The sequence below is a fragment of the Virgibacillus kimchii genome, assembly GCF_055379185.1.
Genome location: NZ_AP043951.1, coordinates 4,086,307 through 4,110,718, shown reverse-complemented (window position 1 = coordinate 4,110,718; position 24,412 = coordinate 4,086,307). Strand labels below are relative to the sequence as shown.

The 24,412-nt window shown below is 41.9% G+C and carries 21 protein-coding genes; all 21 read right to left on the bottom strand.

The window, feature by feature from the left end; all coding sequences use genetic code 11:
* The 21 genes from essC to ACZ42C_RS19945 all read right to left on the bottom strand — a co-directional run bounded on the left by essC (position 1) and on the right by ACZ42C_RS19945 (position 24,381).
* The gene (gene essC / locus ACZ42C_RS20045; protein ID WP_461182292.1) at positions 1-4,530 is read right to left on the bottom strand and encodes a type VII secretion protein EssC; all 4,530 of its coding nucleotides are present in this window, start codon (positions 4,528-4,530) and stop codon (positions 1-3) included.
* A 49-nt stretch (positions 4,531-4,579) separates the two neighbouring features.
* Entirely contained in the window at positions 4,580-5,899 is a 1,320-nt protein-coding gene (gene essB, locus ACZ42C_RS20040; RefSeq protein WP_461182293.1) for a type VII secretion protein EssB, read from the bottom strand.
* A 147-nt stretch (positions 5,900-6,046) separates the two neighbouring features.
* Entirely contained in the window at positions 6,047-6,304 is a 258-nt protein-coding gene (locus tag ACZ42C_RS20035; protein ID WP_461182294.1) for an EsaB/YukD family protein, read from the bottom strand.
* An 11-nt stretch (positions 6,305-6,315) separates the two neighbouring features.
* Positions 6,316-6,819 (bottom strand): type VII secretion protein EssA, encoded by a 504-nt coding sequence (gene essA / locus ACZ42C_RS20030; protein ID WP_461182295.1) that lies wholly within the window; start codon positions 6,817-6,819, stop codon positions 6,316-6,318.
* Complete coding sequence (gene esaA / locus ACZ42C_RS20025) at positions 6,794-10,378, bottom strand: type VII secretion protein EsaA (RefSeq protein ID WP_461182296.1); 3,585 nt, start codon at positions 10,376-10,378, stop codon at positions 6,794-6,796. The genes essA and esaA overlap by 26 nt, the downstream gene beginning before the upstream one ends.
* Before the next feature lie 264 nt (positions 10,379-10,642).
* Positions 10,643-10,939: a WXG100 family type VII secretion target gene (locus ACZ42C_RS20020; RefSeq protein ID WP_461182297.1), complete on the bottom strand. Its 297-nt coding sequence runs from the start codon at positions 10,937-10,939 to the stop codon at positions 10,643-10,645.
* A gap of 499 nt (positions 10,940-11,438) precedes the next feature.
* Positions 11,439-11,906 (bottom strand): SRPBCC family protein, encoded by a 468-nt coding sequence (locus ACZ42C_RS20015; RefSeq protein ID WP_461182298.1) that lies wholly within the window; start codon positions 11,904-11,906, stop codon positions 11,439-11,441.
* Positions 11,907-12,105: 199 nt separating this feature from the next.
* On the bottom strand, positions 12,106-12,660 hold the full coding sequence (locus ACZ42C_RS20010) for an SLOG family protein (RefSeq protein WP_461182299.1): 555 nt from the start codon (positions 12,658-12,660) through the stop codon (positions 12,106-12,108).
* A gap of 76 nt (positions 12,661-12,736) precedes the next feature.
* Positions 12,737-13,261: a CotD family spore coat protein gene (locus ACZ42C_RS20005; RefSeq protein WP_461182300.1), complete on the bottom strand. Its 525-nt coding sequence runs from the start codon at positions 13,259-13,261 to the stop codon at positions 12,737-12,739.
* Between the two features lie 118 nt (positions 13,262-13,379).
* Positions 13,380-14,156 (bottom strand): ABC transporter permease, encoded by a 777-nt coding sequence (locus ACZ42C_RS20000; RefSeq protein ID WP_461182301.1) that lies wholly within the window; start codon positions 14,154-14,156, stop codon positions 13,380-13,382.
* Positions 14,131-15,117 carry an ABC transporter ATP-binding protein gene (locus ACZ42C_RS19995; protein ID WP_461182302.1) on the bottom strand — a complete coding sequence of 329 codons (987 nt, stop codon included), beginning with the start codon at positions 15,115-15,117 and terminating at the stop codon, positions 14,131-14,133. The genes ACZ42C_RS20000 and ACZ42C_RS19995 overlap by 26 nt, the downstream gene beginning before the upstream one ends.
* Positions 15,118-15,212: 95 nt before the next feature.
* Positions 15,213-15,572 carry a DUF4260 domain-containing protein gene (locus ACZ42C_RS19990; RefSeq protein WP_461182303.1) on the bottom strand — a complete coding sequence of 120 codons (360 nt, stop codon included), beginning with the start codon at positions 15,570-15,572 and terminating at the stop codon, positions 15,213-15,215.
* Between the two features lie 291 nt (positions 15,573-15,863).
* Positions 15,864-16,199 (bottom strand): large conductance mechanosensitive channel protein MscL, encoded by a 336-nt coding sequence (mscL, locus tag ACZ42C_RS19985; RefSeq protein WP_461182304.1) that lies wholly within the window; start codon positions 16,197-16,199, stop codon positions 15,864-15,866.
* A gap of 187 nt (positions 16,200-16,386) precedes the next feature.
* A complete protein-coding gene (locus ACZ42C_RS19980; RefSeq protein ID WP_461182305.1) occupies positions 16,387-16,542 on the bottom strand; it encodes a small acid-soluble spore protein P in 156 nt (51 codons plus the stop codon).
* 111 nt (positions 16,543-16,653) lie between these two features.
* A complete protein-coding gene (locus ACZ42C_RS19975; RefSeq protein ID WP_461182306.1) occupies positions 16,654-18,360 on the bottom strand; it encodes a sigma-54 interaction domain-containing protein in 1,707 nt (568 codons plus the stop codon).
* A gap of 167 nt (positions 18,361-18,527) precedes the next feature.
* Positions 18,528-19,859, bottom strand: coding sequence for a diaminopimelate decarboxylase (gene lysA / locus ACZ42C_RS19970; protein ID WP_461182307.1), 1,332 nt, complete (start codon positions 19,857-19,859; stop codon positions 18,528-18,530).
* Positions 19,860-19,877: 18 nt separating this feature from the next.
* On the bottom strand, positions 19,878-20,135 hold the full coding sequence (locus ACZ42C_RS19965) for a (2Fe-2S)-binding protein (RefSeq protein ID WP_461182308.1): 258 nt from the start codon (positions 20,133-20,135) through the stop codon (positions 19,878-19,880).
* Positions 20,132-21,343 carry an NAD(P)/FAD-dependent oxidoreductase gene (locus tag ACZ42C_RS19960; RefSeq protein ID WP_461182309.1) on the bottom strand — a complete coding sequence of 404 codons (1,212 nt, stop codon included), beginning with the start codon at positions 21,341-21,343 and terminating at the stop codon, positions 20,132-20,134. The genes ACZ42C_RS19965 and ACZ42C_RS19960 overlap by 4 nt, the downstream gene beginning before the upstream one ends.
* Positions 21,333-21,653, bottom strand: a complete 321-nt coding sequence (locus tag ACZ42C_RS19955) for a (2Fe-2S)-binding protein (RefSeq protein ID WP_461182310.1) — start codon at positions 21,651-21,653, stop codon at positions 21,333-21,335. The genes ACZ42C_RS19960 and ACZ42C_RS19955 overlap by 11 nt, the downstream gene beginning before the upstream one ends.
* 29 nt (positions 21,654-21,682) lie before the next feature.
* Positions 21,683-22,843 (bottom strand): NAD(P)/FAD-dependent oxidoreductase, encoded by a 1,161-nt coding sequence (locus ACZ42C_RS19950; RefSeq protein WP_461182311.1) that lies wholly within the window; start codon positions 22,841-22,843, stop codon positions 21,683-21,685.
* Positions 22,844-23,028: 185 nt separating this feature from the next.
* Positions 23,029-24,381, bottom strand: a complete 1,353-nt coding sequence (locus tag ACZ42C_RS19945) for a TRAP transporter large permease subunit (RefSeq protein WP_461182312.1) — start codon at positions 24,379-24,381, stop codon at positions 23,029-23,031.
* Between the last annotated feature and the right edge of the window lie 31 nt (positions 24,382-24,412).

Here is a 24,412-nt window from a genome sequence, read left to right as displayed (position 1 = left end):
CTACTCCGGTATTTTAATTTTAATATGCTCATGATCCATGGCAAAATAGCACTCAAATGGCCCCGGATATTTTTCCTGCCTCATAAAAGGCTGTTTGAATATGTCCTGATCCCCAAGCCTCATTCTTACTAAACCAACGGTAGCCTGGTTTCTGACATACTTTGGAATTTGTTCAAAACTTTGCCCGATATAACTGTAATCCCCGCCAATAATAAAGTAGATCCCTGCTTTACTGGACTGTTCAATTAGAACGGTTATTTCGTGATCCTCTAAATTACTTCTATCTGTGAAATCTTTTAAGTCAACAATCTGCACGATCCATGCTTCTGCAGCATCCTTGCTCTCCAGGCGGTTATTGATTTCAGTAATCAAATTTTCCTTTACAGCAATTACCCCATCATGATCGGATACATATGCATTCAATTCTTCTCCGATGGCGGCCAGTTTCTTCTCATTTGTATCAATCAGCATAGTCTTATAGGAGCCTGTTAGACCTGTCATATTCTTTGCCAATGACTGGTTCATTTTATCAAGCCCATCCTGTCTGTCGCTAACGACCGTCAGGTGCCCTTGCACTTTTGGTTTAAATGCAATGGGTTCGACTTCCTCAAAATCCAGCCCAAGCGGCAATGAATTGTTTTCCAGCAGATCCTTTGTCTTTCTGCGCTGTCTGAAATTCTCAAAGTCGAGGACACCATCCGGCATCATCGGGATCTCCTCCGGACGCTCGCCTTCCCAATATGCATCCATTTCTTTTGCTGTATCTTGGATGGCATCAATGATTTCCAGCGATTCTTCTCCCTTGGTCGGAAGCATGGTCTGGAACAATGCCGGATCTTCCAGTTTCACGAGACCCCTTCCCGGGATTTCCTCAATTTCAATATCTGTTTTCCCGACAATGGCCCGCGCCTCTGTATCCTCAATCAAATATAATGGCATTTGTGTCTTAATATTGGACAGAAGCGGCATTTTCATGGCACTCTGTCTTCCTGCACTGATCCCTAAGTATAATCCTACACCTGCACCTTCCCGGGCGATTTGGGTGATCAGTTTTTCAAATTCATCGGAGAAATCTGCATCGCGAACAGAGTCAAAGTTATCGATCGCGATAATAATATTCGGGATCACATCACCGCTTGCTCTTTCATACATCTCCATATTTGCGACACCATATTTACTTAATTTCTGTTTGCGTTCTTTGATCACACTTGTCAGAATTCGGATCAGCTTGCCGACTTTTTCCACATCATCCAGCTGAATCGTATCCGCCACATGCGGGAAGTTTTTCAACGGCAGTAACCCGTTTGTACCGAAATCCAGCAGGTACACATGCAAATGCTCCGGGTTATGCTGGCGCACCAGATCCATGACCACTGTCTGCAGGAACGTCGATTTCCCGTAACCCGGACTGGAGAAGACAGCCATATGGCCATCCTTCGACAAATCAAGCTCCAATGGTGACTGTGATTGTAATTCCGGCTGGTCAAGCAAACCAATGGTCACTTTCATCGGCTTTTTCGGCTGCTCCCATTCATCTTTATAATCGAGCGGATGTAAATCCTCGGCAAAAACACGTTCTGGAAGCGGCGGCAGCCATGGTCTCGGCAGCTGTTCAATTTCCTGTGCTTTTGCGTAATCTGCAATATGGTCGATAACCGCATCAAGTTCTGTCGGTACTTTTTCAATTTCCTCTTTATTTTCCAGCCCGCTTAAATCCTCGGTTAAAATATCATATTGACCCAGATCATTAATCGCATAAATCGTCGTATCAATATATTCATGATCTTCCTTATCCGGCACATAATCCGCACCACTGAATGCACTCTGGAAGAGTTCATAAATTTCGTTGTTCCCAACCTGTAAATAAGCACGGCCAGGCAGCGTGATCTCTGCTGCATCCGGCGTTTTCAAAATTTCATTGGAATCCCCTTCATTCTGCACTTTTAATGCCAGCTTGAATTTCGAGTTGGACCAAATCTGATCGTCCACCACCCCGCTCGGCTTCTGTGTAGCCAGAATCAAATGAATCCCAAGGGAACGCCCAATACGCGCAGTGGAAACAAGCTCTTTCATAAAATCCGGCTGCTCTGATTTCAGCTCGGCAAACTCATCGGAAATCAGGAACAGATGCGGCATGGCTTCACTGGCTTCTCCTTGCTTATAAAGCTTCTGATACTGATTGATATGGTTGACATTATGCTCACCGAACAGGCGCTGTCTCTTCTGCAGCTCTGCTTTGATGGAAGCAAGCGCCCGCATCGATTGAGCAGCATCCAGGTTGGTAATCGTTCCAACGAGATGCGGCATATTTTTAAATAAATTTGCCATTCCGCCGCCTTTATAGTCAATCAGCAAAAAGGCTACTTCATGTGGGTGGAAGTTCACACCGAGTGAAATAATATAGGATTGAATGATTTCTGATTTACCCGACCCTGTCGTACCTGCCACAAGCCCGTGAGGTCCATGTGCTTTTTCATGCAGATTCAGCTGCACAACATCCTCTTTTCCTCTCAGACCAAGCGGAACGGCTAAGCTTTTATAAGTTTCATTTACTTTCCAGCGATGGCCGATTGCCAATTCCTCCACTTTCTCCACGCCGTACATCTCCAAAAATGTGACACTCTCAGGAATCGAGTTTTTTAAATTCTGTAAGTGGTTTATCGGTGCCAGTGCGCGTGATACTTCTTCTTTATTAAACCCTTTTGGAAAATGATCAAGGGTAAAACGTCTATTGACTAGCTCGCTTTCCTCCAAAATGATATTCCCATGTTTGGCATCCCGAATATCAATCACCGTCTTCACATGTTCCGGCAACGCATGCATCACGTCCTGCACAAATACGAGGGATACGCCAAGTTCACTTGGGTCTTCATTGAAAAATTCCATAATGGTGTGATCGAGAATCATTTTTTCTTCCGTAATCAGCACCACAAAATGAGGAGAAAAATAGGTTTTTTCATTACTGTTTTCTTTTTCATCCAAAATCTGTTTTCGCTCTTTCAGTATTTGATACATCGAGTGAAGCACTTGATCTCTGGAACGTTCATGATATACAAAGCCACGGACATTCACATCCCGGATACTTGCATGCGGCAGCCAGCGCATCCATTGCCATTCTTCTTTTTCATCTTCAGGAAAGATTGTAATAAACTGCAAATCATGGTAGCTGTGAAATAAAGACAGCTGCATCACGAGTAATTGAAGCTGCTCAAGAACCAGCCGGCGATGCCCAATATAGCCTACAGGCCCTTTCATTAATGAAGTGACGACCGGCACGTGATCAATCTCATCATGCTGCTTCAGTAACTCTCGTGCTTCATCAACCAGCTCATCTTTTTCTTCGGTAAATTCCTCTTCATTAAATTCAATATCGAAACTGGACTCCACTTTGCCGAGTCCTGCACGGAAATTCAGAAAGTCATGATGAAACATCGTTTTCTCATAAATTCTTGCCTCTACATTCACGGCCATTTCACGGATTTCTTCCACATCAGGATAGTGGTAATTTAAAGCGTGACGCTGTTCTTCACTTGCTTCATGAAGCTCCTTCGTTTTCCGTTGTAAGTATTCTTTGTATGTCTCTATCCTTCTTTTTGTATCCCGTTTATATTTCCGGACACTTTTAATGTAAGAAGTGATGGAAAATATAATCGTTGTCACGGTGACAGCAAGCATGACAAGGATGTATATACCCCTTGGCTGTACAAGGGAAATAAGCACAAGTGCAACGATTAATACAAGCGGCGGAACAATAGTGCGTGCCAGCTGCTCACTCGGCTTGGAAGGTTTATTGGCCGGCTTTGCGATCTCCCGTTTATCTTCCGGTTCCCTGTAAATAATTCTCGGTGATCGGTGATAATCCGGATAATCCCCCTGATAAGGATGCTCCACCTCCATCAAAGGAACCAGTTTGGATTCCACTTTTTGCTTGGAAGATATCAGCTGGATCTCTTTATCGCCAATGATAAAAATAACACCATCAGCAAATAACTGATCCCCTGGCTCCACTACTGTCCGACCAGTTACCGGAGAAGCATTATGATACACTGTCCCCTCCAGCACATCCAAAGTAAATCCAGGTTGGTGCCTGGGACTGCGGTACAGTGGTTCCTCGTCCCACCGTAAAGATTTGTCACTCCCCGAATTTTGTCGAATCTGTGCATCATTCTCTTGTTTGAATAAGACAAAATCAGATGTAAAGTTATCTATGGAGATGTCGGCATATATGTCACTTCCGATGGAAATAGACTGTATTCCTGTAATATCATAGATTTGTTTATTCTCATCATTTACCAGGAAAAGTTCCATTGTCTTTCCGGAAACAGGCTGCTGCCAACGACCGTTCACCTGGTTCTCCTCAATTTTACAAACAGATCCGTCCCAGTTTACCGTTAATGGCTGCTCCAAATCCGGAAATGTGACATGGTTGGTCCATTCCTTTCCGATTGTTATATCTCTTGGCTCATCGTCCAGTAAATGGCATTTATGCAGTTGATTATTATACGTTAGCAATAGTGATTTCTGTGCCATCTTTTTCTTCCTTTCCTCTTTTACCGCGGGACATCTAACTTAAGACAGCTTAATCGTCCTCATCGTCATCATCCGTATCTTCATCTTCTTCCTCTGTACTGTCCTCGTCTTCTTCCTCCACTTCCTCCACTTCCTCATCTTCTTCCTCTATTTCTATTCCAGCTCCTGCGCCTTCAGGTTCATGTACTTCCCCTGCTGCCTCTTCTGACTCGTTTAAATTGTAATCGTCCCTGTAGCTGGCCAGTTCATCATTGAGTGCGTTTAAGCGCTCGTCTCGTTCCTCTCCTGTTAGATCAGGATTATTTCTCGCTTCTTCTATTTGTTGAATTAATCCATACATAATAAGCTGTGCATCATCTATGTATTTTGCTTTTTCCATTGATTCATCAAATTCCCCGCGCCCATTATAAATCCAGTAAAGCAAATAATCCGGATCACTCCGCAGACTCACATTCCGGAGTACCACTTCCCTGTCACTATCCGATAATGGCTCTACTTTAATGTAGGAGTCGGCAAGGATATATTGCGTACGAAACGGCAAATTTTCCGGGTCTTCTCCCCGAAGTGTGGAAATAACCTCCCCATAATCCGACGACAAATATTCCCCGTGGGCTTCCAGCAGATTATCCTGAAAAGGTATTTGCACAAATGCAAAATAAGCAAGTGGTGCAGCCAGGAGAACAGAGACGACAACCATAATAATCGATAGCTGTTTAAATAGCCTGAATCGCTTCAATGGAACAATAGACATCGTCTGTTCCGTTTTTTCCTGCTCCTTCATATAAGTTTCCTGCAGATAAGCTTTTAATTGGTCAAGATCCTCCATATCCCGCACCTGGCGCTGGAATTCTGTTTCCTCCACTTTTCTTAAAGAGCCGTGATACAATTGTTCATATGTATATTTCTTGGAAAAAAGCGCAATGATAAAGCATTTAAACTGCTTTAAAAAAACTTCTTCTTCCATCTCAAACGGAGGTACTAAGTTTCTTAATCCCCGATAGGTAACGACAGGCATGAGGTTTTCATCATATAAAATCAATTCCGGATGCAGGGAGAACGTAATCCTTGTGGAAAGATATCGATCCAGCTTCCCGGTGTTATTTAATAAACGGAGCTTTTCATTTGTCGGCAACTTATATATTTTTTCCCAATTCCTCCAATGTTTTTCAACAGTAAACCCAAAGAGAAAAGTGTCTTCTTTTTCTTCCACGTGAAAAGGGGCAAAATGATCGTTAGGCTCCTTCAGCAAATCCATTTGCCTTACATCCCTTACATTTGCCTGAGATTTTGGGATATTCAGCTGCCAGTACGTCTTCTCTTTTTTCAAATGAAGTGTTACATCTTCCAATTCTATTGTTTTATCCTGCATGGCTGTTTGACTCCTTCATGTAAAACTCTTTTAAAATAGCAAATTGATTCACTTTTGCAGCCAAGCATACATGGTACCTTGGCTGCAAAAGTGAATCTCCATCAGCAGCGTGCTCTGCTGATGGAAAGCCCTGATGCAGATGTTCTTTTACAAAATATGAAGTACATCTCCATCTGTGACCGGAAAGTCTGACAAGTAATCATCATCAGAGATTAATAGATTTTTCGTTATAACTTTAATCACACATCTGGAATTGGACCGGTAATCAAGATTTAAAGTGTCCATCAAGTATTGAAGTAACTGTTTCACCGTTAATTGAACGGGAATACGCAAATCATACTGTTTTCCATTTGGGATGCGTTTACTGAAATCTATGGTTACATTAATATGTGTATTTTGTGCCATCTATCATTCTCCTAATCAAACATGGACCGCATCATGAAATAAAGACCGCCAAACAGCAAAATTCCCAGACCGGAAAATATAGTGAGGAGGGTATTGTTAAAACTGCTGCTTGCAGTATTTTCCTCCTGCATTTCTCCTCTTCCTGATGCCACAGCCGTGTAATCCTCAGAAAAAAGTGCATCCTTTACTTCTTCTACCGTGGAATTAGCTTGGAGATCAGCCGTAAAAATGGATTCTTCCAGCTCTTCCATCATTTGCTGATTTTCTTTCTCCCTTTCTTCAATGATCAGTCCTACATCATCTGAAAATAAATCAGGAAAACTTCTTTCCAATTCTGTTTCCCGCAGTTCGGTCTCCCCATCATTTCCACCGATGATCCGGTCAATCTTAAACTGCAATTCTCCGCGTTTTTCTGTATCAGCCATGGCTGATACCGGTAAACATACCAGTATCAGCAGACTCATACATAGGAAAAGTATTATTTTGTATTTAGCTTGCTTCTTCTGAACCTTCATTTTCCAGGTCCCCTTTTCCTTCCTTGGTAAGGACGAATAGATTTGCCAGTGCACCAATCACGATGATACCTGCGATCACAAGCATGGCCAGCAGATAATTTGCATTACCCTGTACCGCCTGCAGCAACAGACTTTCCACATACTGTAATGGTGAATAGGCTCGTAGGTGATCCAATCCGGCGATACCGGTACCAAAGGCATTCGTTAAGAACAGGTACATGCTCATTACAATCAGCAATACGAACATACCAATCATTTTCAGCTGCCTCAACAGGTATGTTGCAACAAGCAGCATTCCGATAATTAACGTGGTGACTAACACGGTCCACAGCACCATGCCGCCTTCGCCTATTTGCAGCAGATAACTGGAGATAACACCAATAGCTATTCCTTCCAGTGCACCAATTCCGGCTGTAATAAGTGTTATTGGTGTATTTTTATTCATGAGTGATTTCTCGTGGGCAAATTGATCCGCCTCCGTAAGCTTCTGGTGAAGGGTCGAAATCACATAGGCAGTGAATAATACAACGATAAAAATAGTCAGTACCAGGAAGTATGGAGTGAAGCTATCACTAGATGTAATCGTTCCCTGGTTACTTGTTTGCACTGGGTTTGACAGGAAACTGTACAAGTTTTCATTCTGTCTGTCCCCGACCCGGCTGTTTGCAAGCACATTGGAGAAATTATCCGCAAACTCCTGATTCTCCAGCATCTTCTCTGTCATTTCCGTGGATAACAGATCTGCCCTGGTTACCAGTTCTTCCCCACTTTGCTCTATAGTGTCAGCCTGCCCGTCAATCGTATCCAATGTCTGATATACAGACTCCGCACTGCTCAAGTTACCCTGTGCCTGCTCCGCAATGGACTGACTCTCTGATAAGAGCGGCTGGAAGTCATTTCCCAATGTCAGAATTGCCTGCTGCTCTCCCATATCATTTTCCTGTACCACACCATGCTGGTCAAGCAGGTTCAAGCTTTGTTCACGCCAGTTGGCTACGTGATCCAGGGTTTCTTCTAAGCTGCTGTTTAGTACTGCTGCTTGTTGAGATGTTTCGTTTATTTTATCGATCAATTCATCTGTATTATCTCCGACTGCTTGTGCGAACACTAGAAATTTTTCAATATGCTCGTGTAATAGTGACAAAGTGTCTTCTGAAATTTCATCTTTAACTGCAGAAACAATGTCCCTAATGGATATTTCCTCACCTTCTTTACCTTCTATAGGTGGGAACATCGGTAATTCATCCAGATCATCCAAATTCAACTCATCTATATCTTCCAAATACGAGTACACTTCATAAAGAGATGAGAGTTTTTGATAAGCACTTATTTTATTAATAATTACATTCATAAGTTTTTTTGTTGCTTGATCATAGACTGGTTCCAATACCGGACGATGAATATAGTTATCTTTAAGTTCTACTCTTTCAATGATAACTGTATCATCTTCCTCTTCCCCAGGACTTGAATCATTCGGTTCTACTGGTTCTGTACCTCCTTCACCGGCATTAGAACTATTGTTTTCGTCATTTGGAACTGATTCGGTTGATTCAGTGTCATTATCTTTAGAATCGTTGTTATCTGCTTCATTGTTCTTATCCGGGTCCGCTACCACTTTTTCTTGTTTTTCGTCAGTCGAACCATGCTCTTTTTGTTCTTGGTCTGTATCATCTTCGCCTGTACCACCGCTGTTTTGGTTTGTGTCTTCATTATCCGACTGATCTACACTTACGCCAGCAACCATTGGAGTATTTTCCAGTATAGTTACATATCCATCATCATCAAGGACGTCTTCATCTGATCCTTCTGCAGTTATCTTCCACTCCCATGGTATGGGTCTGAACAAATTCACTTTCTTATTTGCATCGCTTAACTGGACACTGATAGAAACCTCTAATATTCCCGATTCTATATAATTTGGAAGTTTCCAGGTTAAATCCCCTATAGGTTCAGCTTCACCATTTGGTAAGTTTATGTCTATATCTACAAATTCAAAATGCCTCGGCAAGGACTCAATGCTAAAGTATACTTCATCCTTATTAATTTCCTCCAGTTTAACACGGTCTGTCATAGTGACTGTTTCGTTAGCGAAATGTTCTTTTATGTTTCGTATATCTTCCCTAAGGATATTTCTTTTGTTAGGAGGACTAGTTAAATCTTCGTCCTCATACTTTTCCAAGTATTTTTTAGTGTTATCTATGACCTCAATTGCATCACTGATTATCTCATCTTCTAACCCGTATATTGCCAACTTTTTTATTGCTTTTTTGCTTATCGTAGGAAGCTGTTCTATATTTCCCCTTATTTCTTCATGAATACTTTCGTGTAGAATATCGTATTGATCGTGTAGGTTCATATGTTGGTCGCGTAAATTCACATGGTCTTCATATAAACTGGCATGATTTTCATGTAAGTTTTCAAACCTTTCAAGAAGTAAATCAAAATCTTCCACCATGTCACCAATATATTGGTTTAAATATTCGACGTCCTCTCTAAGCCCATTACTAAATACTTCAAATAAATAACCTTCAACATTCCCTGCCACCCTATCGTCAAAATTTATAAGGTAGTTTTGAACTCTGCGTGCATTTTGTATTTCTTCCTGTATATACTCCTTTAAGTTATTGGATTCAGTGACAAGGTTTGGTCTGTCACTACCATCCTGATCCAGTTGGAGTCCTATATAACGATTTGCATCTTGCAATTGCACAAGTTGTTCTTGCACATCTGTAGAATTTAAAGAGTTATCAAACTGCAGCAAAGCATCACTAAAACTTAATAACTCATTAACATTTCCTTCTTTAGTAGATGTAAATTCATCGAGATTGGAAAGGTAGCCCTGTTTTTGTTCAGCACCATCAGATAATCTGTCTTCAAAGCCTTCCAGCAGATCTTCCAAGCTGCCAAAACTGTCTCTGGATACTTGTGTATTATCTTTAATCGTTCCAAACTGATTTGTATAATTGGAGAGTGGATTATTGATATCATTATTATAAGTAGTCGTGTACTGTGATTGTTGTTCAACGATTTCCCCTATATTGTCCTGTGCATCCTGTAAATTTCCTATAATACTGGCAAAATATACATCTATAATTCTACGGTTAAATTCATTCAAAATCGTACTGGCAGTTCTTTCTGCTTCAGCTCTTACATTTTCATCATCAGATGCGTTAATTTGGTAATTTAGAACAACTTGTTCCGGGGATTCAGAATCAATGGATAAAGCTTTTTCCGAAAAATCATTCGGAATAACAATCATCATATCGTATGTATTTCGGTTTAACCCACTTTCAGCCACCCCACGGCTGACGACATACCATTCATGGTCATCATTGGTATCCAGACTTCTGACAAAAGCCTCACCAAAAGTTAATTCACTTCCATTAAATACTGCACCTTCATCCTCATTAACAAGGGCAATGGACATGGACCGCGCATCTTCGGTTTCCATATCTGGTGTAGTGCTTGCCTCCTGGTTTAATGAAAGATAAGGCAGTCCTGTAGCCAATACAAGAATTAATACTAAAAATAACAGCCACCGCTTATCTAGATTTTTCATTTGTTTCACTCCTGCCAGCAAAGAAAGATGTTTTTTAATCAAATACTGCATGGGCTAAAACCATCAAAACGAGGTACGTATGTAGGTATAAATCCTCATTTTTAAAGCGCAGAGATAGATAATTGGAAGATCCTCATATCTTCCCATTATCTATGAAAATACCATGTTTCTTTTTGTAAAAGTGCACTGAGCCACACAACATTCGTCGTGCAGCTCATTACTTGGAAAAATAAAAATCGCTTCACTTTCTCCATTCTACAGTAATTATCTAAGTCCGAAGTTTTGTGATAAAGCCTGGTCTTGTTGTGCAACAGCTTCTGCAGTTTTTGTTAACTGCTGCTCAATTTCCATCATTAACTGAGAAAAGTCCTGTACTTTCGGTTTCAATTCTCTAAACTGATCATCGAAACGTTCAAATGCGCGACCTTCCCACTCAGCGCGAAGTTCTTCTTGCAAGTTTGTTAAATCTCTTAAAATTTGATCAATTTGTTGTGAGCTTTGCCCATAGCGTTTTGCTTTTGCCTGTAACTGATCAGGCGTCATCCGAATTTGTCCTGCCATAAGTTCCCATCTCCCTTATTTTATTTTCTGCAGTGGTGAAAAACGTAGCAATTTTTTCACATTTATCTGCTTAATTAATAGGTTAGTATTCCAGTATTATCCTGTCAATGTACTACTGAAAGTTTTATAAAAATTGATTATTTAGACCTAAGTGATTTATGTCACAGCAGATTTTCGCAAGTTTTTTTGGGTAAATGTACTCAGTTAAAATACGGGTCTAATAGCCTACTAAGTTACTAAAAGTTATGGGGTATAGATAAAATCCTTATGTGTTAAAAAGTAAGTATTGAACTATATTTCACAGAGAAGTTGCCTCTATGTAGAAGAACGAATTAATAGTGGTTAATATGAAGGTGTCGGTGGATGTTCAGAGCCCTTTGCGACTGATCACTTGGCTCTTTTGAATCTGAAGATATAGTGGATTTAAATTAATTTCCTTTTAACGACTTCTTAGTTTAATTTTAAACTTTGTTAACGTGCGGCTTACATCCCAATGCCATTATGAATCTAATTTTCCAAAGTGAGCCTCCAACTGCTCTTTACGGAATGAAAATATATTTTCCAGACGCTTTCGAACAAAGAGTTGATGGGCAAAACGGCCAAGGATTGAAAATGGCATCACATAATGAACTGTGTCCTGCAACTCCACGCCCCCTGTAATCTCAGTCAACCGATGCTGGTGCTGCCAATAACGAAATGGACCAAAACGTTGTTCATCTATAAATTGTTCTCCTTTTTTTATGTGGGTAATCTCAGTAATCCATTGCATTTTCAACATAGAAAAAGGTTGAATACGATAGCGAATGATCATGCCTTCATACATACGCTCAGGAAGACTGCCTATTATTTTTAAAGCCATATCTTCGGACGTAATGCTTTCCAATTGACTAGGGTCCGAGAAAAAATCCCAAGCCTCTTCCATCGTAATTGGCAATTGTTGAGTACTGTTTAGTTCATACATTTTCATGTGGATTATATCTCCTTTTTGCTTAAGTTACGTACATTTTATATTGACAATATAGAAGGTGCAGTATTTCTGACTTGTTGGTTAAATCATGATGAACCGAGTTCTTCTGCTATTACCGTAGTTGTGAAGCATGCTACACGAGCTGTTACATAGTCTTGCAGTTCATCCTGCATCCCCTTACCCAGCACACCCCAAACACTCAATCCCAATAATCCGGATCGCTCATCCGAATTTCCTCTACTACATCATCCAAATCAGCAGGTGTAATTGTATAAATAGGATAATCTTCCTCTGCAGCCTTTGCCACTTCATGAAAATAGCGGTTACTTCCGGGGAATTCTTCATCCATTAGCAAAAGGCAGCCATCACTTTTATCTCTGAGCCACATATTTTTCGCCTTAAATTGGAAAGCCCCCCTGTAATCTCCCTGGTAAATCAGTTTATAAAAATCAGAAGCAGAAATAAGCGCCTCATACTTTTCCTGCAAAGACTCCGGCCAGCGGTTTGCCTGATTTTCAAAAGGAGGAAAGATCCCAAGGTTTACCGGATAGTTTTCTTTCATGTCCAATATAACTTCTGCTGCCCACAATTCCACTCCCATTTGGCCGGAAATCAACACCCACTCCAGTCCTTCCTCCGCAAATGCAATGAGTCGTTTTTCCAAAGCTGCCTTGATGAAGGTAATGCGAGGGTCGTCCTCTTTAAATATATTTAACTCCATTGGTTTATACCCTGTCACCGTTAATATTCTCATAAGTAAGGAGCACCTTTCCATAGGTAAAATCGAAAAACAAAGAGCTGACATCCATTTATGCCAGCTCCCCTATAAGTTAACACCATTTATCTTTTTTTTGCCAGTGTTTCGCTCCGTGTTGCTGATGATGATGGTGGTGATGACCATGTCCGTAACCCGGGGCTGTGGCTCCGGCTACTTGACCGCCTGGTCCCATTCCTGCTCCATATCCAGGTGTCGTGGCTCCAGCCACTTGGCCACCCGGTCCCATTCCTGCTCCATATCCAGGTGTCATGGCTCCAGCTACTTGGCCACCTGGTCCCATTCCTGTTCCATATCCCGGTGTCATGGCTCCGGCCACTTGACCGCCTGGTCCCATACCCGGACGTGGCGGCGTCTGGAAAGAACCTCCATACACATCTACACTGCCCGCTGTGTTTTGAACAGATGTAGAATGCGGGAATACATGTTTATTTACTTGCGTATGATGATTCATGACAGTTGTATGAGAAGGATGAATATGCTCCACTTCACTTTGCGTACAATGCTGGACACAATGATGCTTAGTTGGATGAACTACTTGTTTAGGAGGGCACCCATGACCTTTATGAAAATGTCTCATTTAACAAACCCCTTTCCATTTGATTACACTATTAACCTATGGCAAGGGGCCAGATATTGTATAAGACAGTTACCTATTTTAATAAAAATAACCAATTGAATTATTTAAGAGTAAAAAATCAATAATGGGCCATCAATCCTTTACTCATAGCTACCCGCTCACAATAAAAGAAAATGCCAAGCCCAAGCAGCAAATAAAAAACTGCATTAAAGCCAAGTATCAAAAAGTCACCTGTTGGTATTTGGCCTAACGTCACTCCATTAATCATAATATCACGAACAAGATCGACTCCTTTTACAAATGGCAAATACGCAAGAAAAGGAGAGAGACTGAGCGGGACAAACGTCAGTGCGGCAAGTATAAACTGCAGGATCTGCAGAAAGGCCTGTACCTGCTTCAATACAATCGAGATTCCGGCAATGATAAACCCCATCCCAAACATGCTGATTAACGTAAGAATTAAAATGGGCAGAATGGAAACGATATCCAGATTTAACCATTGGCCAGTTGTAAACATGGATAAATAAAGCAAAAAGACAATCATAATAGAATACAGCAAAGTTGTTGCTATTAATCGGGAAGTCATAATTCTCCATATCCCCATTGGAGACATATTCAGCTGTTCCAGTGTACCGCGCATTGCTTCATTAATAACTTCCCAGCCGATACTATTTATAATCATAAATGCCAGGAACCAGAAAATGTAATTGACAATGACATATTGTGTATTTACATCCTGTGAACTTGGATCGCCGACAACCTGAATACCAAGGAACATTCCCAGAAAGATGAAATAAAATGTAAATAGCATGGCCAAAGTGTTGGGAAGATAGCGTTTTAATTCAATATATTCTTTTCTCGTATTTGCTTTAAGAAGATTGAGCCAGCGAACCATGTTTCTTTTCCCCCTTTACAATTTTCATGAATATTTGTTCAAAATTAACCGTACTTCTATCAAAGGATTCAACCGGAATCTGATTTAGTTTCAGCACATCAAATAGATCATAGATGTCTTCCCTTTTAGCCAGATCAATTTCCAATGTCGATTGAACCGTATCCGGTGAATACACAACATGAGGAAATTTTTGATGCAGCAAAGCTTGCTGTTCCTCCGTTAAAAGTCCACCGAGCGAAACGGTATAGGAACGCACCTCAAATAATTTCAATAAATTGTCCACTTTATCATCCGTAATAATTTTTCCTTCATTAATAATTACCGTCCGCCCGCAAAGATCCTGAACGACATCCATATCATGCGAACTAATGATAATCGTCCGGTTATCATCACGTACAATATCCTTTAAAATTTCCCGTACCTCGTAGCCTGTTTCCACATCCAGACCGAGTGTCGGTTCATCCAGCAAAATGACTTCACTTTCTGCAAGCATGGCAACTGCAATGGCAAGCTTCTGCTGCATCCCGCGGGACAAGCGGTTGACCAGTTCATTTTCCTTTTCCTTTAAATGAAATTGCACCAGCAGTTCATCAATCCGAGGCGCTATATCCTTCCTGGAAAAACCCCTGTTTCCAGCAAAATACTCCAAATTCTCCCGTACCGTCAGCCGCCAATATAAATTCCGGTTGCCTTCCAGTACTGCACTTATATGGCGCAGTCCCTGCAATCTTTTTTTCCTCATATTAATTCCGTTCACCTGAATGGTACCTGAATCCGGAATCAATAATCCGCAGAGCATTTTAATGGTCGTTGTTTTGCCGGCACCGTTTGGACCAAGCAGCCCCAAAATTTCTCCCCGCTGAACATGAAATGATACATCGCTCACCGCATGTATGTATTCCTTTGTCCTTCTTTTCTTATACGATTTCTTCAAATTTTTCACTTCAATGATGTTTTCCATCTACTCCATCCTCCCCTTCATCTCATCATCCACCCTTATTTTATAATGCTTAACCACGAATCCACTACAATCCAAAGCACGAAAGTTCCTCCGCCTTAAGAAGGAGATGATATCCGCTGCAAATGGGTATCCTTAAAATCCGTATGATATTTGAGGCCAAAACCCACTGTACGATCCATACCAATATGAGCTGTCCAGACTAAACCTATTGCCAAAAGCAGCTGAATGGAAAATAATAATGCAATTACAATACACATCACCGGAACAATATATGTATGGAAAATGTTATAAATAACAGCCCCGGTTTTTTTGTCGGCAAAATATCCCAGCACGGAGAGATCCGGAGCAAATAATAAAAGGATAAAGAACAGCCAACCGTAATCAACGAGAAAATAGAAATAAACGCTCAGCAAGAGAACAGCCAAACCCTCCAAATGAATTAATATTTTAGGCATTAACATCCACTCCTTTTTAGAAATTTTTTGATAATAATGTTTACGAAAAAACGAGGGAAAAGTTCCCTCGCAGAAAAAGTTATTTTATGATTGCCTGTCATTTGGATTCCCCGAATACCCGAAACACTTCACAGAAAGCAGGCTTTATACTACCAAGCGAAAAAAAAGAATGTACCTTTTCCCAATGTCCGTATTCATTGTGGCAAAGGTTGCTTCATCTATTTTCTCCACGGTGAACCAAGGATCATTTATATACGCCAATTAAAATCCCTCCCTATATTTCTGTTATTTTCACCTTCTATTCTGCGTCTTCAACAAATCCCTGATTTCCGTAAGCAGCTCGATCTGCATATCGGTTTCCGCTTCTCGTTCCTCCTCCCTCTCTCTTTTAAATTTCATAAGTAATCGGATGATCAGGAAGATGGAGAAAGATATAATAAGAAAATCAAACACAGACTGAAGAAACACCCCATATGTAATCTCGGAGTCCCCGACCGTGTATGATAAACCGGTAAAATTCACACCGTTCAACAGGATACCCAAAATGGGTGTAATAATATTTTCCACAAGTGAATTAACAATTGCCCCAAAAGCTGCGCCGATTACTACCGCAACAGCTAAATCCATGACATTTCCCTAAAATGCAAATTCCTTAAAATCCTTCCACATGATAGCTCTCCCCTTTTCTGCAGAAATATCATTCATCAAAACAGCTTGCTTAGATTATTTGAACACCATTTATATTAAAATGAAAAAAGAAAGTACCCCCGTACCACTTTCTATTATGATACGGGAGAGTTCGAACTAGTTGTTTTTACAAGCCATGATGCGGATTATGCTTTTGCCTTGAGTGATTGGCATTCTTGACTTTTTTGGATCCCTGCAACGGCTCACCATACGGCTGCTGCGGACTTTGCGGCAGATCCGGATCTTTCTTTTGTTTTGGTCCCTTTGGCCGGCTTCCCACCATTACCTCCTCCTTTCTGTACAACTATAGTTTTAGGGAAATCAGCCTCTAATATTCTTTACGTATTGGAAAGAAAGAATAAAGTTCATTTCCTGCAGCCCTTCCAAGTAAGCATTACTCCAGTTGATAACTCCTAATCTTATTATACAGCGTTGAAATGGAGATCCCGAGAGAATGTGCAGCCTCCCTTTTCCCTTCCATCGTACTGCCAAAATGATTTAATGTTTTTTTAATATAGTTCTTTTCAACTTCATTTAAAGGTAAAAGCGAAGTGGTATCATCCACGTTTTCCTTTCTGGTTAAAGAAGTATTCAATGCTCTTTTTAAATGTTTTTCCACCAGGTGATCCGGAATGACAGAGGACGTGCTTTCATTCATTAACCGCTCCAGGAAATTTTCAAGTTCTCTGATATTGCCCGGCCAGTCATGTTCTGCCAATAAGGAAAGTCCTTTATCAGTAAGCTGAATGGGGCTAAAACCAATTCTCTTTCCTATACTTTTAATTAAAGCTTGAACGAGTAAAGATATATCTTCTTTTCTTTTTCGTAAAGGCGGCAATTCAAGCCGGATAACATTAATTCGATAATATAAATCTTCACGGAACTTGCCTTCCGAAACCAACTTTTCCAAATCGGCATTTGTAGCCGCGATGATTCGGAAATCGGCATGGATTTTCTTTAATCCGCCGATGCGTTCAAATTCTTTATCCTGCAATACCCTTAACATTTTCACCTGCAGGGACAGATTCATGTCACCTATTTCGTCTAAAAATAGCGTGCCCCCATCAGCCAGTTCTATCTTTCCTGCCTTTTGTTTCACCGCATGGGTAAATGCCCCTTTTTCGTAGCCAAATAACTCACTTTCCAGTAGATTTTCCGGAATTGCGGCACAATTTACCGTAACAAAAGGCTTGTCCTTGAATTTACTTTCTGTATGAATGGCATGTGCCAGAAGTTCCTTGCCTGTTCCGCTTTCGCCGGTAATTAAAACGGTGGAACGGGAACGGGCAGCCCTCTTTGTCGCCTTTAACGTTTCTTTCACTTCTTTACTCTCACCGATAATATGGGCAAGAGAATACCTGGTCCTGTACTCTCCGCTTTTCTGCCGATTGGCAATCTTCTGCGTCTGTTCATGTTCCATCAATTTTTCCGTTAAATATTTTACTTCAGTAACATCCTGAAAAGTTGCCACTGCACCAATAAATTTGTCTCCATTAAAAATGGGAGCTGCATTGGCAATGGTTTCTACATTGGAACCCGGGCTGGTGGACGTATACCTCAAAACAGAGGTTTTGCTTTTAAACGCTTTATTTAACGATCCATCAGGTGAAACATCCTCAATATGTTTACCGAGTCTTTCCTCCGGAGGAATATTCGTTATTCTGGAAAAAGCAGGGTTTACAAATTGTACAATACCATCGGAATCAATAAACTGCACGCCTTCATGGGAATGGGTTAATATCGTTTGAAACACCTTTTGCTTTCTTGTCAGCGATTGAATTTCTTCGATTCGCTGCACCGTTTTTTCCAAAAACCAAAATGTATCCGGTCCGATGATCAATCTGTATTCTTGTTCAAGTTTTACCGCTGCTTTCTGATACGCTTTTTCTTTTCCGGCAATAACAATTATATCGATATGTTGATCATTCCATTGCTCGATTTGATGGCCAGCTGAATTTTCCTTATTACTTTTTTGATCGGAAAGCGGGTCGACCATGCCAATCAGGGAAATGACTCCCTCCCTGTTCCAACCCATCACTTTTTCCAGTATGCCTTGATCAGAACCGATGATAAAAAGGGATAGCGGTAGATGATTGGTCATCTTATTTTCCTCCTGCATATTTTGTATATGAAATATTATTATAATTTATATAATTTTAACATACAGATATAAAAAATAGACCCGCTTTTTTTCTCCTTTTAGATTCCGGAGTAAAAAAGCGGGTAAATAACTTTGCGATAACCAATTATTCAACTGTTCACAGCATATTACTGCTTTGTTGTGAGGCTGGAGGCTTCATTCAGGGGCAAATCCAGCCGAACGAGGTCCTCGTAAGTCTCCCGTTTTACTACCAGTCTGCTTTTTCCTTTTTCCACAAAGACAACCGGTGGTCTCGGGATCCGGTTATAATTGTTTGCCATAGCGTATCCGTATGCACCTGTGCAGAATACAGCCAGAATATCATCGGAATCCGGTTCCGGCAGGGGCAGGTCCCAAATGAGCATGTCTCCTGATTCGCAGCATTTCCCTGCAATCGAAACGACTTCATCTTTTTTGTCATTGACGCGATTTGCAAGAACCCCTTCATATTTAGCATCATATAAAGCCGGTCTGATATTGTCATTCATACCGCCATCCACCGCAACATACTTCCTCACATTAGGCACTTCTTTTTTGGAACCGACGGAATAAAGTGTCGTGCCTGCATCTCCCACGAGAGATCTGCCTGGTTCAATCCAAATTTCCGGCATGGGCAGGGACAAACGTTCCGCTTCCTTTCTTACTTCCGAAATCATTGCTTCCACATACTCCTCTGGAGGAAGCGGCTTGTCCTCTTCTGTGTAGCGAATGCCAAAACCTCCTCCAAGGTTAAGCACCTCGGGAGTAAATCCATATTTCTCATTCCAGGATCCGAGTTTTTCCAATATATTTTTAGCGGCAAGCACAAACCCGTCCGTTTCAAAAATTTGGGATCCGATGTGACAATGAATGCCGAGCGGATTAATATAATCACTTTCCAGCGAGAAAGCAAGCGCTTTTTCCGCCTGTCCATTTTTCAGATCAAAACCGAATTTGGAGTCTTCCTGTCCTGTAAGAATATAATCATGCGTATGTGCTTCTATTCCAGGTGTTACGCGCAATAGTATACTTACTTCCTGTTTTCTTTCCTGCAGCAGATGATCAAGCATATGAAGTTCATGAAAATTATCGACGACAATGCAGCCAATATGATGATCCAATGCCATTTTAAGTTCTTCTTCGCTCTTATTGTTGCCATGAAAATGAATTTTCTCCATCGGAAATTCAGCGACGATGGCGGTGTAAAGCTCTCCTCCTGAAACTACATCCAAGGAAAGTCCTTCTTCTTGAGCCAGTTGAAGCATCGCTACTGATGAAAAAGCTTTACTCGCATAGGAGACTTGTGATTTTACTCCATGCTTGTCAAACATCTTCTTAAAAGCTCTTGCCCTGTTTCTGAACAACTCAACATCATATACATATAAAGGACTGCCATATTCTTCAACCAACTTTACGGTATCACAGCCTCCGATTTCTAAATGTCCTTTCTCATTCACTAAAGCAGTTCCATGCAGGTACATACCCTCACTCCAATCAAATTATTTTCGAATAATATCTTTTAACAAAACCGGCCGGACAGGAGTTTGGGCCCGCTGCTGCGGAGGCTTTTTTTCTCCAGCGGATCGAGCTTCCAGTAGGTCACGGATGACAGGCTGGCAAACTCTACCCTGGCAATACCCCATACCGGGCCTGACTCTTTTTTTAATGCCGGGAACACTGTCAGCGCCCTCTTCGATAGCCGTCAGGACTTCAGATAAGTAAACTCCTTCACATCGGCAAATAATTATATCATTCATACAATGCCTTCTTTCTGCCAAATGCTATTCATTTTCTGCCGCCCGTGGTCAATTTCGGGTAAAAAGCGCAGAGGAGCGGTTCTCCGTGCATGATTTACTTCTGTCATCGCCGCATCAACGGTTGTTGATCCGGGCTTTCCCAGCGACTTTAAAATGGAAGCTGCTGCCAGTCGCCCCTGCGCCATAGCTACCTTTGCTCCTTCAATTCCGGTTATATTTCCTGCCACAAACAACCCGCTTACCTGTGTGGACATATCAGGTGCGTGCAACGGAACAGTTCCGCCAAGTTCCGGTATATCAATCAGTCTGCATCCTGCGGTCTCCGCCAAATCAACCAGTGGATAAAGTCCGTTCGATAAACATACTGTATCCACTTCCACGCTTTCCGCTTTTCCTACAGGCCTGCCGTCCACGGATACCGACTGAATCTTTACTGCTTCTACTTTTCCCTGTCCTTCAATCTCTACAATTGCTTTACGCAAATGAATTGGCACGCCATTTACTTTTAAAAGATTAAACCTTAATCCGTGTGCTGTCAATCGAGGCACACGCGTTAATGCAAGTTTCCCTAATTTGCGGACCAAAAGATTTGGTGCCAAACCGGCAACATCTTTAAGTCGTGCTACTGTTTGTGAAGGAGAGTCGTCTTTTCCGGTAACAGGAGGCATGGGTGGAAGAACCATCCCTGCCACATCGATCCCTGCGTTTTTCATTTCCATCATGACGGACAGGGAAAGGGGATCGATACCTGCTATCAATACTTTTTTTCCTACAGATACCTGATGCAGATTCGTAAATGTCTGGGCTGCTCCAACACTTATTACCCCGGGCAATGTCCAACCGGGTACAGGCAAAGCCTTTTCAACGGAACCTGTTGCCAATAATAATACTTTTGAAGTAATGGAAGTCAGCTCAGAACCGGCTAATTCCACCTTCCATTTCCCACTGACAGACCACACACTGACATTGGTAAAAATATGGACACCTAAAGAACGGGCTTTTTCCTCCAGTTGATCTGCTGTTTTCTTTCCGTCCCAGATTCTTTGATCACGGGGAGCATAGGGATCTTCATAATGCTGTCCCAACAGTCTTCCCCCCGGTCGGTAATATTCGTCAATGACTGCTACGGTTAAGCCGTTTTGAATTATTTCTATCGCGGCGGTCAAACCGGCGGGTCCAGCCCCGATAATGACAACATCAACTTTCATGTTTCTTGTCTCCCTCATTTCCGGAAGTGAGGCTGAATACTTTGGTTCCCTGCTTGTTCGGTGTCAGGCAAGTACGCACATTCGGTGTCCCGTCCACTTCAGCCCGGCATTCATAGCAATGGCCGATGCCGCAGAATATACCGCGGCCCTCCCCGGTGATTTCACAGGTGCGGATGGTTTTAATTCCGTTTGCGAGAAGAGAAGCGGCAATTGGTTCTCCTTCATAACCAGTTAATTTTTTATCATTAAAATAGAACTCTATTGTTTTTACGTTGTCTTCCGAATGATTCAATCGAAAGGTATTTACCATTTATTACGCACTCCCTCTATGTTAAATATCTATGGGTGAAAGCGGCTCAGGGAAAATATACCGGGATCCACTCCAACAGTTTCCTCTTCCCTGCATACCATTTGTGCCATCATTTTTCCTGAAATGGGAGCGAGTGCCACACCATCCCCTTCATGTCCGGCAGCTATGTACACGCCATCCATGCCATCCACCGGTCCAAGAATCGGCATGCCATCCGGTGTATAGGGACGGAGACCGGTGAATGCCCGGATAATCCTGGCATTTGCCAATAAAGGAAAAGCACGAACTGCAACTTCCCCTATTTGCCGAATCACCTCGGGATTCGTTTCTGTATGATAGCCGGCGAATTGCCGGGAACCACCAATTAACAACGACCCGCTATGGGTTTGACCGATAGCCAAACCGACGCCGAAAGGATCTACTTCCTCCGCCTGGTGATTTTGCTTTAATTTATTCGCAATATAAGCGGCACTTAATATGCCGGTATGCAGAAAGGAGGGCATTCTTTCGGATACAAGGATATGCCCCTGCCTCGGAATAATCGGCACCTCCACGCCGAGTGGTTCAAACAGCTTCGGGGTCCATACGCCTGCAGCTACCACAACCGCGTCAGCATATATTTTTTCTGCTTTCGTTTCTACACCAATCACCCGATTATTCTCGGTTAAGAGCCTGATTACCGGGGAGCCCAGCTTGATTTCTGCTCCGAGCAAACGTGCTGCGTTGGCCATGGCAAAGGACACTTTCAACGGATTAACTTCAGCATCATGTTCCCACCAGGTCGAACCAATTAACGCTTCTGATAATCCAGGCTGACGTTCCCGCGCTTCAGTTCCTGAAATAAGCGAAACGTCTATCCCGGCTTTTTGCTGGCGTTCGACCATTTGCTCCATTGCAGCCATTTCCTCCGGCGTTTCAATGATAATCATACCGCCGCTTTGTCTGTATTCAAGTTCTGTGTCCAATTCCGCTTCCAGTTCCTTATATAATTCCGCGCTTTTAATGGCGAGGTCCAATGTCGGACCCGGTTTTTTCGACTGAAGCATAATGGCACGGTCACAGGCTCCCGAAGTGCCTGAAGCAATATCTTTTGCTTCCACCAGTGTGACGTCTGCCCCTGATTTTGCCAGGTAGTAAGCGGTGGAAGCACCGATGAGACCACCGCCTGCAACAATAACCTTATAGCTCACATGCTGCCTCCTCATATGTTAGTCATTTTTTCTTATACATGAGACTTAAAAATTTTGATTTCTTTGAATCGACTTCTCCGGGGCTACGGTACAGTTGTTCCTAGTCCCAACAGAAACGTGTGCTGAAATTTTATACTTTCTTAACTTGTTATATAAACTGCGTATAAAAATATCATAATTATGCATCAAAATACAAACCATGCAATTAATCCAATAGATAAAAAGTAGAGTGAGTTCGGCAGGGCAAGCACCATTACTTTCAGCGGATCCACTTCTCTGTTTAAAATTCCACCAATTAATCCGCACACAACAAATGCTGTCAGACCTACCGGTGGCATATTCTGTCCTGCTGCAGCAATGTGAGAAGCACCAAGCGCAATAAAAGTAGGATCCACGTTAAGATTCTCAAGAATTGGCCCAATGAAAGTAACAATTACCGATTGAGCGGTTGTCTGGGAGCCGGTCAGCATTCCCACGACGACCATCGAAATAGCACCACCAATTTTCACCATGGAAGCGGCCAGCCCTTCTGTCATCACCGCTACCTGATCAATAAGGCCGGATGCATAAAAAACACCTACCATAACTCCCGCGCTCAGCTGAATTTGAACGGTCTGGCTCACTTTAACGAGCCCACCTTTAATAACACCTTTGGTTTCTTTGCGAACCACCGGAAATAAAAAGCTCACAAGCAGTGCAATGATAATGGCAGTAACTACCTGAAAAGTAATACCCTGCAAAATGGGAATTTCCATCAGCGGATCCAATATGGCTGAAAAGATGATCCATTCTGAGAAGATATTATAGTCAAAGCCTGTATTTGCAATAACAATTGCTACCAGAATGCCTAATGGCACTAACGTCATCCATCTTTCCTTTAAAATGGATATAAACGATTGTGTTGTCCTTAAATGTTCCGGCATTTTTCTGCCTTTTACAAACCGGAACGATTCGAGAATAGCGATTAAACCACCAAAAGCTACTGTAAAATATGCAATGATAATTACCGGACCAGGATCTACCCCTACTAAAGAAGCAGAGAGGAAAACACCCTGACTGATCGGCGGCATAATAGAACCAATGGAAGCACCAACCAATATGATCATACCGATTTGTTCCGGCTTCACTTTTAACTCATATAAAGAATGAATGACCAAAAACCCGATAACCGTTGCAGCTGCAATTGCATCTCCCAAAAATGAGCCGGCAATAATTAATGTAATAAAAATGGCGGCAATTAATCCCTTAGGTGAATTCCCGAACAGGGAACGAAGGCTGTTTAATGTTGTATCCATGGCCCCCAGCCTTACCTGTGACTCAGCATAAACAGACCCAAATATGGACAGCATGATTACCCAGGATAAGCGGTCAATCCCGTCAATAACCGCAAAAATCATTTCTGTTGGTGCCAGCCCTGAAATTATTGCAGAAGAAAGAGCGGCAATAAGCAGGGCTATTTTTATATTTCCCCCGATGACCGGTATTTGTTTTACCAAAGCAATGATAAATAATAACAAAAGCGGTATAATTATTTCCAAAATGGTCCCCCCTCATTTTTAAAAAACTTTT